At 54.9% G+C, this 16,443-nt stretch carries 16 protein-coding genes and 1 pseudogene; 9 read left to right on the top strand and 8 right to left on the bottom strand.

Annotated features, from left to right (window positions below):
- The first annotated feature begins 228 nt into the window (after window positions 1-228).
- The 4 genes from RZ517_RS05645 (at window position 229) to RZ517_RS05630 (ending at window position 5,628) form a co-directional block, all read left to right on the top strand.
- Complete coding sequence (locus tag RZ517_RS05645) at window positions 229-1,857, top strand: ABC transporter substrate-binding protein (RefSeq protein WP_338550488.1); 1,629 nt, start codon at window positions 229-231, stop codon at window positions 1,855-1,857.
- A 74-nt stretch (window positions 1,858-1,931) separates the two neighbouring features.
- Window positions 1,932-2,882: an ABC transporter permease gene (locus tag RZ517_RS05640; RefSeq protein WP_338550487.1), complete on the top strand. Its 951-nt coding sequence runs from the start codon at window positions 1,932-1,934 to the stop codon at window positions 2,880-2,882.
- Window positions 2,879-3,802: an ABC transporter permease gene (locus RZ517_RS05635; protein ID WP_338550486.1), complete on the top strand. Its 924-nt coding sequence runs from the start codon at window positions 2,879-2,881 to the stop codon at window positions 3,800-3,802. Before RZ517_RS05640 ends, RZ517_RS05635 begins: the two co-directional genes overlap by 4 nt.
- Before the next feature lie 5 nt (window positions 3,803-3,807).
- Window positions 3,808-5,628: an ABC transporter ATP-binding protein gene (locus RZ517_RS05630; protein WP_338550485.1), complete on the top strand. Its 1,821-nt coding sequence runs from the start codon at window positions 3,808-3,810 to the stop codon at window positions 5,626-5,628.
- Window positions 5,629-5,723: 95 nt separating this feature from the next.
- On the opposite strand, the gene RZ517_RS05625 is transcribed toward RZ517_RS05630, so the two are convergent.
- Genes RZ517_RS05625 through RZ517_RS05595 form a run of 7 tightly spaced genes read right to left on the bottom strand, consistent with a single transcriptional unit; the run spans window position 5,724 to window position 10,588 of the window.
- Window positions 5,724-6,053 carry a hypothetical protein gene (locus tag RZ517_RS05625; RefSeq protein ID WP_338550484.1) on the bottom strand — a complete coding sequence of 110 codons (330 nt, stop codon included), beginning with the start codon at window positions 6,051-6,053 and terminating at the stop codon, window positions 5,724-5,726.
- Window positions 6,054-6,064: 11 nt separating this feature from the next.
- Window positions 6,065-6,451 (bottom strand): response regulator, encoded by a 387-nt coding sequence (locus RZ517_RS05620; protein WP_338550483.1) that lies wholly within the window; start codon window positions 6,449-6,451, stop codon window positions 6,065-6,067.
- A complete protein-coding gene (locus RZ517_RS05615) occupies window positions 6,448-7,341 on the bottom strand; it encodes a CheR family methyltransferase (protein ID WP_338550482.1) in 894 nt (297 codons plus the stop codon). Before RZ517_RS05615 ends, RZ517_RS05620 begins: the two co-directional genes overlap by 4 nt.
- On the bottom strand, window positions 7,338-7,808 hold the full coding sequence (locus tag RZ517_RS05610) for a chemotaxis protein CheW (RefSeq protein WP_338550481.1): 471 nt from the start codon (window positions 7,806-7,808) through the stop codon (window positions 7,338-7,340). Before RZ517_RS05610 ends, RZ517_RS05615 begins: the two co-directional genes overlap by 4 nt.
- A gap of 4 nt (window positions 7,809-7,812) precedes the next feature.
- On the bottom strand, window positions 7,813-9,927 hold the full coding sequence (locus RZ517_RS05605) for a chemotaxis protein CheA (protein ID WP_338550480.1): 2,115 nt from the start codon (window positions 9,925-9,927) through the stop codon (window positions 7,813-7,815).
- Window positions 9,924-10,304 carry a response regulator gene (locus tag RZ517_RS05600; protein ID WP_338550479.1) on the bottom strand — a complete coding sequence of 127 codons (381 nt, stop codon included), beginning with the start codon at window positions 10,302-10,304 and terminating at the stop codon, window positions 9,924-9,926. Before RZ517_RS05600 ends, RZ517_RS05605 begins: the two co-directional genes overlap by 4 nt.
- Window positions 10,301-10,588, bottom strand: coding sequence for an STAS domain-containing protein (locus RZ517_RS05595; RefSeq protein WP_338550478.1), 288 nt, complete (start codon window positions 10,586-10,588; stop codon window positions 10,301-10,303). The genes RZ517_RS05600 and RZ517_RS05595 overlap by 4 nt, the downstream gene beginning before the upstream one ends.
- 611 nt (window positions 10,589-11,199) lie before the next feature.
- On the opposite strand from RZ517_RS05595, the gene RZ517_RS05590 reads away from it, so the two are divergent.
- The 5 genes from RZ517_RS05590 to RZ517_RS05570 all read left to right on the top strand — a co-directional run bounded on the left by RZ517_RS05590 (window position 11,200) and on the right by RZ517_RS05570 (window position 15,525).
- Complete coding sequence (locus RZ517_RS05590; RefSeq protein ID WP_338550477.1) at window positions 11,200-12,087, top strand: CheB methylesterase domain-containing protein; 888 nt, start codon at window positions 11,200-11,202, stop codon at window positions 12,085-12,087.
- Window positions 12,088-12,280: 193 nt separating this feature from the next.
- Window positions 12,281-12,607 (top strand): chemotaxis protein CheD, encoded by a 327-nt coding sequence (locus RZ517_RS05585; RefSeq protein ID WP_338550476.1) that lies wholly within the window; start codon window positions 12,281-12,283, stop codon window positions 12,605-12,607.
- A gap of 93 nt (window positions 12,608-12,700) precedes the next feature.
- Window positions 12,701-14,653: a methyl-accepting chemotaxis protein gene (locus tag RZ517_RS05580; protein WP_338550475.1), complete on the top strand. Its 1,953-nt coding sequence runs from the start codon at window positions 12,701-12,703 to the stop codon at window positions 14,651-14,653.
- A complete protein-coding gene (locus RZ517_RS05575; protein WP_338550474.1) occupies window positions 14,643-15,017 on the top strand; it encodes a PilZ domain-containing protein in 375 nt (124 codons plus the stop codon). The genes RZ517_RS05580 and RZ517_RS05575 overlap by 11 nt, the downstream gene beginning before the upstream one ends.
- Before the next feature lie 214 nt (window positions 15,018-15,231).
- Window positions 15,232-15,525, top strand: a complete 294-nt coding sequence (locus tag RZ517_RS05570; RefSeq protein ID WP_338550473.1) for a hypothetical protein — start codon at window positions 15,232-15,234, stop codon at window positions 15,523-15,525.
- A gap of 12 nt (window positions 15,526-15,537) precedes the next feature.
- On the opposite strand, the pseudogene bhcR reads toward RZ517_RS05570, so the two are convergent.
- Window positions 15,538-16,379: pseudogene (bhcR, locus tag RZ517_RS05565) on the bottom strand (HTH-type transcriptional regulator BhcR).
- Window positions 16,380-16,443: the final 64 nt, after the last annotated feature.

Here is a 16,443-nt window from a genome sequence, read left to right as displayed (position 1 = left end):
CTTCAGAAAATCCGAAAGTACACGGCATTTTTCTTTAATAACGATGCTAAAGGGTAGCCTGGCGCAGTTTTCGTCTGTTAAGCTCTACCCAAGACAAACACGTCTTATCGGGAAAATATGTAAAGTGGGCGCAAAGCCAGCATGAAACCGAAACGCAACGGATAAACCTTGCGATCCAGAAACTGCCACCAAAGGCAGAAAAAAATCCAACACTAGGGAGAATAGAACATGTCTGATATGAAGAAAAATGATCCGCGTTATGGGTCTTTGTCTCATGGGGACGAGCAACAGCTTTTTGAAATGATCAAACGTGGCGCAAGCCGGCGCGATGTCCTGAAATACTTCATGGCGTCCGGAGCAACGCTTGCTGCCTCGGGTGTACTCTTCGGCAGCGCAACCAAGGCCTTTGCCGAAACACCGAAAATGGGCGGACGTCTGATCATGGCCGGGGACCAGCATGGCCCCAATGATACACTTGATCCGGCGCTTTTCACCTCCGCCGTCGATTACTTCCGGGGTCGGATGTATTACGGCTCGCTCACGCGTTTGACGGACGAGCTTGGTTATGAGCCTGAATTGGCAGAGGAAGTTTTGTCCAACGACGATGCCACTGAGTGGACGTTCAAGCTTCGCAAAGGCGTCGAATTCCACGATGGCAAATCGCTCACTGCGGATGACGTGATTTACACGATGAACCGTCATCTTGGCGAAGAGTCAGTCTCTAAGGCCGCGTCGCTTGTGACGATGGTCGACCGTTGGGAAAAAGTGAACGACCACGAGGTGAAAGCCGTTCTCAACTCACCCAATGCGGACCTGCCCATTGCGCTTGGCACGTTCCATTTCAAAATACTGCAAGAGGGCACAACTGACTTCTCAACCGCTGTGGGCACTGGCCCCTACAAGGTCAAGGAATTCGCGCCCGGCGTCCGCACCATCGGCACCCGGTTTGAAAACTTCTGGGGCGAAGGCGGCTATCTGGATGAGCTGGAGCATTACGGCATCGGCGACTCTACGTCCCGGCTCAACGCGTTCCTAGCGGGCGACGTCGACGCAATGGTCAACCTGCCGCCTAAAGCGATTGACCAGGTCGAAGGCACTGACGGCAAGGACATCTGGTCGTTGCAGGCGGGTGCCTATGTCAACATCACGCCGCGTCTGGACATGGAACAATCGTCCAACCAACACATGTGGCAAGCGATGCAGCTTCTGCAGGACCGTCAGCGCCTGCTGAAAGGTGTCCTCAAAGGTCAGGGATCTCTCGGCAACGACCAACCGATCAACGCAGCCTATTTCGACCACTGCCCCGACATCCCGCAACGGGAACTCGACCCAGAGAAAGCCAAGTGGCACTGGGAGCAGTCGGGTATCGGTTCAACGCCAGTTCCGGTCGTGGCCGCCGAAGTGGCACCGGGTGCGGTCGAACAATGTCTCTTCATGCAGCGCGAAGGTCAGAAAATCGGCGCAAACTTCGACGTCAAGAAGGTAACAACCGACGGATACTGGGGCGCTGTGTGGCTCAAGGAGCCGATCTGCGTGGCCTCCTGGAACATGCGTCCAACCGCCAACATCATGATGACGCTGGCCTTTGAAGGCTCGGCAGCCTGGAACGAAACTCGTTGGAACAACGACAATTTCAACCAACTCCTGGTGGATGTACGCGGCGAAACCGATCCGGATGCGCGTCGTCAGAAATACTGCGACTTGCAGACCATGATCCATGAAGAGAATGGCATGTCGCTGCCAGTGCACCGAAACTATGTGGATGCGGCCGCCAGCTATGTGAAAGGCCGCTCAAACGTGCCTCTCAACAACTTTGGCGGCGCGGAATCGCCTGTCACTTTGTGGCGCGACGCCTAAGCACGCCCGTTGGTTTGTGACCCTGCTTTTGATGGCAGGGTCACATCTTTCCCTCATAAAACAAAGGGCATGCAATGCTGTCTTTGATCCTGAAGCGGCTTGGTATTGGTGTGATCACCGTGCTCGCCGTATCCGTGATCATTTTCTTCGGAACGAAAATCCTACCGGGTGATGCGGCGCAGATCCGCCTTGGGCAAGAAGCCACCGAGGCGAATGTGGCCGCGATGCGCGAACGCCTCGGGCTCGATAAGTCCTATGTGCAGCAATACCTGAGCTGGCTTGGGAATTTTGTACGTGGCGATTTAGGGGTATCGCTGGCCAGTGATACGCCGATCATGAACCTGATTTCGGACCGCTATCAAAACACACTTTATGTCGCCGTGTTGACGGCCGTGATTGGTGTGCCGATCTCGCTCACATTGGGCATCTTGGCTGCGATGTTTCCCGGCACGCTTTACGACCGAATCCTCACATTTGTCTCGGTGTCTCTGGTCGCCGCGCCCGAGTTTTTCACCGCTACATTGCTGGTTCTGCTCATGGTCTTTGTGTTGGGCATCGGCAATGCGGTGGTCGTCGGCTCGGCAGATGGCAAAAACGTATTCCAGTTGATCGCCCATTTTGCTTTGCCAATCATCACCCTCAGTTTCGTTATTGCATCACAGCTCATCCGTATGAGCCGCGCCGCCGTGCTGAACGTGATGAGTTCACCCTATATCGAGATGGCGATCCTAAAGGGCGTGCCACGCCGTCGCATCATCCTACGCCATGCTCTGCTTAATGCGATTGGTCCGATCGTGAACGTCGTGGCATTGAACTTGGCCTACCTTGTCACCGGCGTCGTAGTCGTTGAGGTCTATTTTGGCTACCCGGGACTTGCCACGCTGATCGTGCAAGCGGTGCAAACCCGTGACTTTGTCTTGATACAGGGCCTCGGCATGATCTTCTGTATGACGTACGTGCTGCTGATGCTCATCGCCGATATCGCAGCCATCACATCCAATCCCAGATTGAGGCACCCGAAATGAGCATCCCTGACCATCATACGCATTACGTCGCGCCCTTTGACGCCGATATCAGCTTCGATGAACTGCCCGATGCCCCACCTAGCCAGGCTTATTGGCCGTCCATAACCGGCTGGATCGGCATTGTGATAACTTCATTCTGGCTCTTCATTGCGCTCTTCGGTCCATGGCTCGCCCCTTATGGCGAAAACGACCTGCCCTTCCCGGATGATTATAGCGAATTCCAAGAACCCAAAGAGGGCGCCGTTCTAGGCACCGATGTAGAAGATCGGGATGTTGCATCGCGCGTGATGTATGGAGCGGGACGCACAATTGGCATTGCCGTGGCGGCAACTTGCCTTGCCTATTTCATTGGCGTTGTTCTTGGCATTGGGGCGGCGGTGTCCGGGCCAAGGGTCGATATGGTACTCAGTCGTATAAACGATGCCTTTCTCAGTCTACCCACAATCATGTTGGGCCTTGTCGTAGTGGCCGCTGTTGGGTCATCGATTACTGTGCTCATCCTCACGGCAGGATTTATCTATGCCTCCGTGGTCTACCGGTTGGCCCGCGCCATTGGTATGGAGATCATGGTCATGGACTATGTCGAGGCGGCTCGGGTACGCGGTGAGGGACGCTGGTGGATCATCACCCGCGAAATCTGGCCCAATGCGCGGATGCCGCTGATCACTGATTTTGGCCTGCGATTGATCTACGTGATCCTCTTCATCTCATCCCTCAGCTTCCTGGGCCTGGGGATCCAACCGCCGCAATCAGACTGGGGCAGCATGGTGCGCGAAAACCTTGGGGCGCTGCAATACGGCACATCTCAACTTTCGGTCATCGCGCCGGCTTTGGCCATTGCCACATTAACCGTGTCGATCAACCTGATCGTCGACGACATCTCTGCCCATGGCGGTGGCAAGCTGTCGAAGAGGATGTAACCGGCATGGCGAAAGACACCCAGACACCCGAAGTGATTTTCGAAGCCGAAGACCTCTGCATCAGTGCCGTGCGAGAGGATGGCACCGATCTTCCCATCGTCAAGGATGTCAGCTTTCATGTGCACAAAGGCGAAGTTGTTGCTCTGATCGGCGAAAGCGGGTCGGGAAAGACAACGATTTCTCTTTCCGCTCTGGGCTATTGCAAGCCTGGGCTGACGTTTGCTTCGGGTGAAGCGCGGCTTTTGGGCCGGAATATCGCCGGGCTCAGCACGGATGAACTGCGCCCTTCGCGCGGGATCAACGTGGCCTATCTTGCGCAAAGTGCAGCCGCCACGTTTAACCCTTCGATTCGGATAAACGAACAAGTCACTGAGGCGCCTGTTCTGCACGGCACGAAGACGCAGGAGGAGGCCAACAAAAAGGCGCTCGACCTCTATCACGCGCTTGATCTGCCTGATCCCGAAACCATCGGAGAGCGCTATCCCCACCAGGTCTCCGGCGGCCAACTTCAACGTCTCATGGCGGCAATGGCGCTCTGTGGCGACCCCGACCTTCTGGTGCTCGACGAGCCAACAACGGCATTGGATGTGACCACGCAGATCGAGGTGCTGAAAGCATTCAAGAAGGTGATCAAGGATGAAGGTGCCGCAGCCATTTACGTCACACATGACCTCGCCGTGGTGGCGCAAATCGCAGACTACATCGTTGTGCTCTACAACGGCGAAGTGAAGGAGGCCGGGCCGACGGACGTCATCATCAATGACCCGCAGCACCCCTATACCAAGCGCTTGATGGCGGCGATCAACCCGCTACCGGAAGAAAGCGACGCCGTAGAACCGCATGGACATTCTGCAGCCATCGAAGTGCGCAACATGGACGCAGGTTATGGTCGGTTGAGCAATGGGGAACCTGCAGCGATGATCCTGCGGGACATCAACGTCACCATTCCCAAACGCAAAACTATCGGCGTTATCGGCGAAAGCGGATGCGGCAAATCCACTCTGGCACGGGTCATGGCCGGGCTTTTGCCGCAGCATCGTGGTGACGTGATTTTGGACGGCACCGCCCTGCCTCCCAGGCTGGAGGATCGCAGTAAGGAAGATTTGCGCAAGGTGCAGTTCGTCTACCAAATGGCCGACACCGCGCTCAATCCACGCCAGAGGATCAAGGACATTCTGGGTCGTCCGCTGAGTTTTTATCATGGGCTGCGGGGGAAAGCGCGCACCAAACGCGTGCTCGAACTATTGGAGATGGTCGAACTGCCGCCTCCCTTTGCCGACCGCTATCCGCATGAGTTATCCGGCGGGCAAAAACAACGCGTGAATCTTGCCCGCGCTCTCGCGGCAGACCCCGAAGTTGTACTCTGTGATGAGGTGACATCGGCACTGGATACGATCGTGGCGTCCAATGTCATCGACCTTTTATCGCGACTGCAGGACGAAACCGGTGTGTCGTTTGTTTTCATCAGCCACGATTTGTCAACGGTGGCATCGTTTTCCGACGAGGTTGTGGTGCTCTATGCTGGGCGCGTGGCCGAGATCGGCAAGGTGAGCGAAATCCTGTCTCCGCCTTTTCACCCTTACACAAAGCTGTTGATCTCGTCCGTGCCTGAACCACGCATCGGATGGCTGGAAGAAACCACCGAGTCACAAGCTCAGAGAGCTGGGTTGGCCAGCGGTGTGGAGCTTCGCAAAACAGGTTGCCCGTTTGTGTCCCGCTGCCCCGTGGCGATCACGGGCACATGCGACACGATCGATCCACCAAAACAGCACGGTGCGGACGGACACAGGATCGAATGCCATCGCCCTATGGACGAGTTAATGTAGTTTTTGCTTGCAGCCATTTTTGCAAGGAGGGTTGCATCATTGCGATCCCCGGCCGTTTTGACCACTTTGCCCGTCAACGCAAGGATGCGCCAGGGTTACGCCGGATGTTCCGCAGGCGTTTTCAGACAGGCACGCCGTACTGTTTCCAAGTAAACACCCTCGCTCAATGCATCGGCATCCAATCGGTTCGGCGCCATGGTTTGCTCCGCCAGGTTTTGGCTTAGGCGTGCGATGCAATCCATGCGTTGGCGAAAGAGGTCAATGTTTTGAAGCACCGCATGGTCCATTTGGGCCACTATGGTACGATCGGAAACCCAATCGCCAACCATTTCATCAATACCTGCAGCCATATTGGCGAGATCAACCAGTTCATCTGCAAGGTTGGATAGCAGGTCCGTGATGCAAATATCCTGCGAATTGGGCATGTCGTGCGCTTTCATATGCGACCGACAACGCGTTCAATGCAGGCTTTGAGAGCCTCTGGTGAAAACGGTTTTTTGATGTAGTTGTTCATCCCCAGCTTGAGGCCGCGATCTATGACGCCCGGATCCGCAGTTCCGGTCACGAGAATGAAACCAATCCGTTGCGTGGGCTTGAACCGACGCAGGCCTTCCAAGAGTTGCAAACCATCCGCGCCGGGCATGTTGTAGTCCGAAATGACAAGGTGAACCGGCTTCGCCGCCAAACGTTTGAAAGCAGATTCGCCATCCGTGCAATAATCAATGTTCTTGATGCCCATTGCTTCGAGCGCCATGATGATCAATCCGCGACTGACCGACATGTCATCTACGACCATAACCGTCAACTTTTCACTCATACTCATGCCGGTGTCCTTTCTGCAATCTTGGACGGGGCATCTGACCGGCGATATTGGGTGATGCCTGCGCCCTCAAACTGATTGTCACCCACGGAATGCACCCGTTCGGAATGTCCAACAAACAAGTGTCCACCCGGCGACAAAACAGAGCTGAAACGTGACCACAAAAGTGCCTGGGTTTGCTTGTCGAAATAGATCACGACGTTCCGACAGAAGATGACATCAAACAGGCCGCGCATCGGCCAATCCCGAAGTAAATTCAGTTCACCAAATGTGATGAGTTCACGTAGTTTTTCCGACACACACCACGCATTACTGTCGTTGTTCGGCGGGCAGAAATACTTGCTCAGCAGAGCGGCTGGCACATCTCCGTCGACAAGGTTTGTGTATGATCCGGTCCTTGCCTTTTGAATGACCTTGGGGTCGATGTCGGTGGCGAGGATACGAATGTCACGGCGCGCGGCGTCGGGACACAACTCCAGAACTTTCATCGCAATGGAATACGGCTCTTCCCCGCTTGAGCACCCGGCGGACCAAATTCGCACACGTCCGCCATGTTGAGCGCGTTCGATGAGTGGAGGCAAAACGTCTTTTGCCAAGGCATCAAAGTGATGGTTTTCGCGGAAAAACCGGGTCACGTTTGTCGTCAGCAATGACGTCAAGAAACGCCGCTCTTCTTCATTTTCGCGGGCACAAATGTGACGGGTATAGGACGCGAAATCCGGCATTTGCAGATCACGCAAACGCCGCGACAGACGGGACACAACAAGGTTTCGTTTGTTGTCACCCAAAACGATTCCGGTTTCATTGCGTACCAGCTCTGCCAACCGTTGGAATGACACCTCATCAATTGCAATTGGGCCGTCCAGCGCAATCTTGACCCCAGGGCTTGTCATCGACCATCCTGTGCTGATGAGGGCAGAATGCGCGCCAGGTTCAAGCGGCGGATCATGCGTCCTTCGATCACCAGAACACCTGTCACATAGGCTCGAACAGCTTCGTCAATAATATCCGGAATCGGATGCAGATCGCTTTCCTTGACCGAGAGTATATCGGACACCACGTCGGCCAAAAGACCCACGGTCTGCGTGCCGATGACCGTGATGATGATGACGTGCCGTGCAGCGGGGTCTGTTGCGCCCAAGCCCAACCGCTCTGACAAATCAATGACAGGCACGACCGAACCGCGCAGATTTATTACGCCTTTCACATAAGGTTGGGCATGCGGTAACATCGTGGTTTCCGTCCAGCCGCGAATTTCGCGCACCGATGTCAAATCAAAGCAAAAATCCTGATCCGCAACCTGAAAAGCGACAACCTCGTGCCGCTCTTCCGTTCGGTCTTCAAGTAGAGCTTCTTCCATAACGCTATCCAATCAATTGCAAGTCGAGATCGCTTGTCGCGGGGGTGCCCCTGTCTGCGATGATGTTTTCGGGATCGACAATCAGTGCGATGCGCCCGTCACCCAGAATGGTTGCGGCGGAGATGCCATCGACATGCCCGTAATTGGTCTCCAGGCTCTTGATAACAACCTGGCGCTGATCTTGAATTTCGTCGACCACAAGCGCGCATCTTTGCCCGCCGTCGCTTTCCACAAGCAGAATGACCCGGTGGTCCAGATCTGCACTTGCCGGACGAAAGCCAAACAATTGCCCAAGATCAATAACAGGAACCAACCCCTGACGATTGCGCAGAACCCGCCCTTCTGCACCGATCGTATGAATCTCGATGGTTTTGGGTTGCAGCGTTTCCTGAATTGCCGAGATCGGTACAATCAGGGTTTGATCGGCCACTTTGATCACCATGCCTTCAAGAACTGCCAGAGTCAGAGGCAAGCTGATGGAGAAACATGTTCCATGACCAGGCGTGGAACTGATTGAGACCCGGCCACCCAGCCCCATAATCTCGCTGCGCGCGACATCAAGCCCAACGCCGCGACCGGACAGCTCGGACACCTCTTCTTTGGACGAAAAGCCAGGCAGGAAGAGCAGATTATCGATCTCGGCTGGGCTCAGCTCAGCCTCTTCACTTATCAGCCCGCGCTCAATCGCCAGCTGTCGGACCTTTTCTCGATTGACGCCTGCGCCATCGTCGGAAATATCGATCAAGACACGCCCTGACCGATGTGCGGCCGACAACGTCACTGTGCCTTCTTCGGGTTTGCCCTTGGCGGCGCGATCTTCGGGACCTTCAAGACCATGGTCTATGGCGTTTCGGATCATGTGAGTCAGCGGATCAACCAGGCGTTCAACAACGGTTTTGTCAACTTCGGTGTATTCTCCGACAGTCTCAAAGCGCACGCGTTTTGATGTGGCTGCCGCTGCTTCGCGCACGATACGTGACATGCGTTGAAACATGGGTTTGACGGGTTGGGCACGAATGGCCATCACGCCTTCCTGGATCTCACTTGCGATTTGTTTGAGACTGTCCAAACCTTCGGCAACATTGCTCCCGGCAGGCGGATCAATTTCGATGATGGATTGCGACAGCATCGCTTCCTTGATCACAAGTTCGCCGACCAGGTTAATCAGCTTATCCACCTTGTTGAGATCCACGCGAATTGTGCCAGCCATTTTGGGCGTGTCGGCTTTGGTTTTTGGCTCTGGTTTTGGCACAGGCTCCTGTACTGCCTCTTTTGGTGCCTCATGCTGAGGACTCTGGAGGTTCATCACATCGCCTAGAGATGGGATGTCGTCGGCTGACAAAGGGGATATTGGGGCCTCTGGTTCACCTATCGGCATCACCATGAGTGTGCAGAAGCCTTCAACGAATTCAAAGGCATCACGCACTGCCGCTTCAGACGCGTCGGTCACAAGGTGAAGTGTCCACCCTATCGCGCAGCTCTCTTGGTCAAGCGTATCCAATGGCGCAACCTGATCGACATCCGCAGTCACCTTCAGAGCGCCCAACCGTTCCAGCGCCTGGAACAAAACCAAGGGTTCGTTTCCTGACGCAAACAGGTCCGGTTCCGCCTTGAATGCAATCTCAAATCCCTTGTCAGACGGATCATCCACAGGGCTCACATCGCCAAGATCAAGATTCAAGGCGATGGGCTCAAATTCCGGCATGTCATCATCATCGGCATCTGGATCAGCGCCCGTTGCGGTGTCCAAGCTTGTCCGCAAAGCGTCTGACGCTCGTGGGTCAAGCATGTCTCCTTGCCGTGACGCAGCGACCAGATCCGAAAGATGATCACCGCATTGCCGAAACAGCTCCAGCAGGTTGGCATCTGCCTCAATCGTGCCGGACCGGACCGTATCAAGCGACGTCTCAAAGTGGTGCGCAAAGGCAACCAGATCATCAAGACCAAAAGCTCCCGCTCCCCCTTTGATGGAGTGCACCGCCCGGAAAATCGCATGCATCGTCTCGCTGTCATGCAGGTCCACAGCCATCTGGTCAAAACCATCTTGCATGGCTTCCAAAAGCTCTTCGCACTCTTCAAAAAATGAAGCGCGAAAATCTTCCGTGTTGGCGCCTGTCATGCCGAGCCTCCGGTCGCGGCAACACGTTCAATCGCCCACACAAGTTTCTCTTCATCAAAGGGTTTGGCGATCCATCCGGTTGCTCCGACCGAGCGTGCTCTGGCCTTCATTTCTGGGGCTGTTTCTGTCGTAAGAACCAAAATCGGGACAACACGGTCGCATGGTCGGGCACGTGCGGCTTCAATGAACCCAAAGCCATCCAACACCGGCATGTTTACATCGGTGATCACGACGTCAGGATCAAAACTGTCCAGGTGGCGCAAACCGTCTTCGCCATCTTCTGCCAGATCGACCTCATATCCCGCATCTCGCAAGGTTGCGCCCAAAAGATTTCGCATAGTTCTGGAATCGTCGATGGCCAAAACACGTAAAGTCATGCCAATTCTCCCGTGTCTGGCAGCAAATCCAGTTCTTTGAAATCAACCCCCAAGGTCGTGCAACAAGACAAAAGATCTGGACTCGCGTTAAGAGTGAGCGCATGGCCATCGGCGCGCCACTGCTTTTGGGCAGCCACCAACACCTGCAGCCCTAGTGCCCCGCAAAATTTTACATCGGACCCTTCAATGTGGATTGCTGTGCCACGCCGCGCGTTGAGAGTTTGCACCAGAGTTTGAGCTTCGGGACCATCAAGGCGCGATGGCAGGACTACGTCATCGGTCATCATTGACCCCTTGTTTCTGCGAAACACAAATTTCCGAACCGGTTGAAATCTGGTCGTCTTTGGTAAAGGTTTGTTCTGCGCGTGCGCCAATGCGTTACCCGATCCTTATACCTTGCGACCCGTGCCTCGGTTGATGATCCTTGTCTGTCGAGAGGGAGGACAACTCAGCCGATCTTGACTTGACCGCAGCTGGTGTTTCCTTCGGCGTTTGGCCCAGATCGGCAAAGATCGAAAAAACTGTGTGCATACAGCCCCCGGCGGAAATGAGCTTGATGAAGTTCGCTGATTTGGAACAGCCGTGCCACGAACCTCAAAGATGCCGGATGGTTATCGGTGAAATGGAAACAAATACTTAATCACAAACTGCTTTTTCGTGCGTCGCAAAGGAAACTTGTTCCTGTGATTATCGCTTTCTTAAGACACCGGGCGCTAGTGGAGTGCGCGGGGGTTCCCCGATGTGATGTCCTTACGAAAAGCTCGATCATATGCCATTGTCATCTTCACGCGCTTTTACGGTGTTACTTGTGGAGCATAAATCCGCTCCGCGCGTGAACGTCCCAATCTCACGGTTGCCCAATTCGGGATTGACGTTCCTGGGATGCGTGCACGACTTGACTGACGCATACCGGATGACGGAAGAGCAACAACCAGATCTCGTTGTTTATGACGCACAGTTTCTAAAGCAAAACGACTTCCCGATGTTTGCCGCTATGCTTGAGATGCTTGGAGTTCAGAGCCTTGTCCTGGCAGACACAGCCCATCAAATTCGTTCAGGCGGATGGGCCGATAGAACAACCATCAACGCAGCTGGCGGTATTGATGCCTTTCTTCGGCAAAGGTTCAACATCGCGCCCTCCACGATCAGCACGACTGGTCCTTCGCATGCGGAATTTTGCGACGCTACGGTTTGGAAGCCAGTGGTCATTGGGGCCTCAACAGGTGGGATAGAAGCGCTGCTATCGGTTCTGTCGACCTACCCTGTGTTGTGCCCACCGACGCTTGTCGTGCAACATATCAACGGCAGTTTCCTAAATGGCCTTGCCCAAAGGTTGAACCGTCATTGTGCGGCACGGGTCGCTCCGGCTTGGGCGAATGCAGAATTGGTGCCCGGCCACGTCTATCTTGCCCCAGGAAACGCCGAGCACCTTTCGATTACCGCGTCGGGGCAGAGATGCCGACTGCGCGCGCACGCGCCGGAATGCGGTCACCGGCCATCGGTTGATGTCTTGTTCAAATCCGCCGTTGCTCTTGCTCCGGATCTTGTTGCGGTCTTGCTGACTGGGATGGGCAAGGATGGAGCCAAGGGGATGCAACACATAAAAGCCGCCGGCGGTTGGACAATTGCCCAAGATCGCGAAAGCTGTGCGGTCTACGGCATGCCGCGCGCGGCCCAGGAATTGGGTAGTGTCTGCGAAATGCTTCCCCTCCGAAAAATTGGGACCGCAGTGCTAAATGCGGCGGTCAAATCGGAAAGCATGTTGTCGCGTGTTGCCCGCTGAATCGACAAAGCATATTATCCAGGGCCAGTTTTACGTGTCGGACAAACCCGGTGAGGTCATTGCAACGGTCCTGGGGTCATGTGTGGCTGCGTGTCTGCATGATCCGGTGACACGTGTGGGGGGAATGAACCACTTTTTGCTTCCCGGCACGGACCCCAAGGCCAGCCGCAACATCAAGTATGGTGCACATTCCATGGAACAGCTGATCAATGCCATGCTGCGTCTTGGCGCGCAGCGCAACCGCATTGAAGTACAGTTGTTTGGAGGGGCGAAAGTGGTCAAGGGGCTGAGCAATATTGGAGATCAAAACGCCAAATTTGCGTGCGATTTTACGCGCAACGAAGGGTTTCGCCTCACATATCAAGATTTGGGGGGAGGCAGCGGGCGGCGTTTACGATTTTCGCCAACAACAGGGCGATCAATGTCCGTCAGCTTTGATGCGACCCCGATGGAACTGGACCGTGCGCGCCCGGCCGTAACATCACCTGTTACCGATAGCAGCTCTGTGGAATTGTTTTAAACTTTCGATGCGGTTCGAAGTGTCGCTAACACTTGTGTAAGTGTTTTGTGCCATTCCCCTTAGGTAACCAACACCCGGTTCGAAGGGCACGACATGTTCAAAAAGAAAACTCTGAAATTTCAACTTATTGCATTAACTGCCGGGGCGGTATTCATATCCGTTTTGGCCGTCGCATCCGCGTTGACGATGAGCGCTCGAAGCGCGATGATGCATGAAATTCACACCAGCCAGGACGTAAGTGTCAATGTGTTGGCGTTCGACCTTCGCACCAATTACGCATCCTCGGGATTTTCAAGCCGGGAAACTGACATTGGTCTTGTCGATCATGTTGAGTGGGATGTGATCCCGTCCTTTCAGACCCATTCGATAGTCGATAATTCGACGGAACAAACTTTTGGCAATCTATCTGTGCTCAAGCGCGACATCGGATCGGATCGCTTTTCTCGCCATTCAACTACGTTAAAAGATGCGTCCGGAAACCGGCTTTTGAGCACACAGCTGCCTGCGGACGTCAGCGCACAATTGATGAAAGGAGAGACACTTCGAACAGAGCTGCTCTTGTCCGGGACCACCTATCTGGCCAAACTTTTGCCCATTCATGGCGCAAATGGCCTTGTCGTGGGCGCGCTGGAAGTCGTCTTCCCAAAAACGCGGCTGACAGAAATGCTTTGGGACCGCGTCATGTTGAGCGTGGGTGTAACCTTACTTGTTTTTGGACTGGCCCTGGTCGTTATTCTATGGGTGGTTCCATTGGTTTTGCGTCCGGTATCTAGCGTAGAGACAGCGATCCAGGCCATTGCGGATGGCGCATATGACACCGTGGTTCCACATGCGGAACGCGTTGACCAAATCGGCAGCATTGCGCGGTGCATCAGGGCGTTTGGGGAAAACCTAAGGACGTCCGACGCAATGCGTCAAACCCAAGCGCAGCAGCAAAAAGAGGACGCGATGCGCGCTGAAACGCTGGCAAAAGAGCAAGCACGTGTCGTATCGGAGATTTCCAAGGGACTGGAGCGTTTGGCGGCTGGCGACTTGTCGCAACACATTGCAAGCCCCAAGGACGACCCCTTTCCGCAGGGCTACGACGGCCTGCGGGTTTCATACAATCAAGTGCTGGATGAATTTGGCCAAATGGTCACGGCATTGAATGAGGTGGCCGTCGGGGTCAGTTCGGGTGCGGCGGAAATCGATCAAGCCGCAGGGAATATGGCGTCGCGCGCCGAGACGCAAGCGGCGACGCTTGAGCAATCTGCGGCTGCGTTGAATGAGCTGACCGAAAGCGTACAGCAAACCAGTGAACGTGCGTCACAAGCGGAACTCGCAGGACAAAACAGTCGTGAGGCCGCGGAAAGTGGTGCTCAAATCGTCAGGGACGCGGTCAGCGCCGTACAGGCGATTGAAAAAAGCAGCGACAATGTCAGTCGGATCATTGGCGTCATTGACGACATCGCGTTTCAGACAAACCTGCTGGCATTGAATGCCGGTGTTGAAGCGGCCAGAGCGGGTGATGCTGGTAAAGGGTTTGCTGTTGTTGCGTCCGAAGTGCGCTCACTTGCTCAGAAAGCATCAGACTCGGCGCGAGAGATCAAAGCCCTGATCACCGAGAGCTCTTCTCATGTCGAAACGGGAAGCAAACTCGTCAACTCCACTGGAGAAAAGCTTGAAAACATCTTGACCATGACCGTGGAACTTCAGGGCTATGTCTCGGAAATCGCAGGCGCGGCGCGTGAACAGGCAACGGGGCTTTCAGAGATCAACAGCGGTGTTGGTCAGCTGGATACCGTCACACAACAAAATGCGGCCATCGCCCAGGAAACCAATGCCGCGGCTGTGACGCTCAGCGAAAAATCAATTGCGTTGGTTGGAAATCTACAGCGTTTCAAAACACCCGCAGCACAAGGCGTGTCCCTTCCACCTGTTCACGCGGCAGAAACATCAGTCGAACGGCCTAACGTGGTCGAAGACTGGCTCAGCAGTTTGCATTCGGACGACGAAATTCCCGTCCCCCATGCCAAACCAGCCACTGGAACATTTGATGGATTTTGATATCCCGGATGTCCGAATGGGCACCGCAAATATCCGAAAAACGCGTGATATGGCCTTTACGATGAGCTGGTACAGCAAACGTCAGTTTGTGCGCCACGACGTCAAATTGGAAGCCAGGCTGTCCTCTCCGGCAGCTGAATTTACAGTGCGCGTTGTCAACCTGTCAGGTGGTGGAGCCTGCCTAGAGATCGCATCCTTTATTTTGCGCCAGGTGCCAGAGGTTGGATATGACCTTGTCATAGACGGGTTTGGGCGGTTTGCTTGCAAAACCAGCTGGCTTGCAAGCAATCGATGCGGTGTGGAATTTCTGATCGCCGACACCGCGAAAACCGCCCTCGCATCTCAGCTGGAGACCGATTTTTGAGCCCAGTTGGCGATACGACCTGAAAAGCAGGCATGCGAAACAAAGCAACAGATCTATTACACCCCCTCAAACACCTGATTTTATGCCTAAATTTCGCATAGCCCTAATCGGCCAGAATCTGTCACCACAGTGTTTCCGAATTGCGCGGAATTAGCGATGGCCTAATCCCGTCATAAGTGTGTTACACTGCGAGTGGGGTAGCACTGGGGACGATATGAAAAAGGCCATCATTCTGGGGGCACTTGCCCTTTTTCCACAGACAAGCCAGGCACAACTGATCGATACGGTCTGCGAAGACACCGCTCGGCTTGAAAAACAGCTATTTGGCGCAGTCGGCGCGGATATACTTGGATATGGGCTTCGTGGTCCGGACTCCGTCATCGAGATATGGGTCGAACGCGACAGCCGGGACTGGACCCTCGTCCAGACTTACACCAACGGCACCTCCTGCATTATGGCCATGGGGGAACACTGGGAAGTGCCACAGGCCAGCGACGATCCGGCCTGATCAAAAGTCATCTCAACGCGGCGCCACTTCACCACCCACCGCGTAAGACAACTCTCTTGCGGCATCTTTTACCGCCGCGCTCAGCTCTGAAGTGCTCGGCAGGTCCACTCGGGTTGTCGGCCCCGACACCGAAATCCCCGCGACGGCCTCTTGCGTCATGTCAAACACCGGCGCTGCGATACATCGCATGCCAAGATTGCGCTCTTCGCCGTCGATGGAATACCCGCGCGCGCGCGTTTCCGCCAGATCGATGCGCAAGGCGTCCATCGTTGTAATCGTGTGTGGCGTGAACGGTTCCAGCGAGCGATCCGTCAATGTCCGTGTCAGCCGATCATCATCCATCTCAGCCAAAAGCGCCTTGCCAATACCCGAAGAATGCATCGGCGAAAGCGTTCCGGGGGGAAGAAGGCGCGAATGCTTGCATGGGTCTCGACCTGGCTCAGGAAAAGCACATCCGCGCCTTTTTGAATGCCCAGGTTCGCCGTCTCTCCTGTGCGCTCCATCAGTTTGCGCAATATAGGCCGCGCGCGTTCCACCAGGCTGGTGCGGCGAAGGAAGCGCGCTCCGATGACAAAGGCGCGGGCGCCGATATACCAAACTTGGCTTTCTGCGTCGAACTCGACCAATCCTCGTCCTTCCAGCGTGGTCAGAATTCTGTAGAGTGTCGCAGGCGACTGGTCTGTATCGGCGGCGAGTGTCGACAACGCCTTGCCCTGATCCTCGCTTAGGAATTCAAACACCTCCATGGCACGGTCCAGGGACTTGATGGTGTTTTGCTCTGTCTTGTCGTCCCACCCTCTTGGACGACCCCGCGCCCGGCGGAGAATCGGGCTCGAACTAGCTTGATCATTCATGCCTCACCTTTTTTGAAAAAGTTTTTCAAATAATGAAAAATACAACCTGCTGTATTTTCGCATT

Origin of the sequence: Roseovarius sp. S88, assembly GCF_037023735.1 — a bacterium.
Lineage (GTDB): Bacteria > Pseudomonadota > Alphaproteobacteria > Rhodobacterales > Rhodobacteraceae > Roseovarius > Roseovarius phycicola.
The sequence above is the reverse complement of the archived record's forward strand: the minus strand, read 5'-3'. Positions and strand labels throughout refer to the sequence as shown.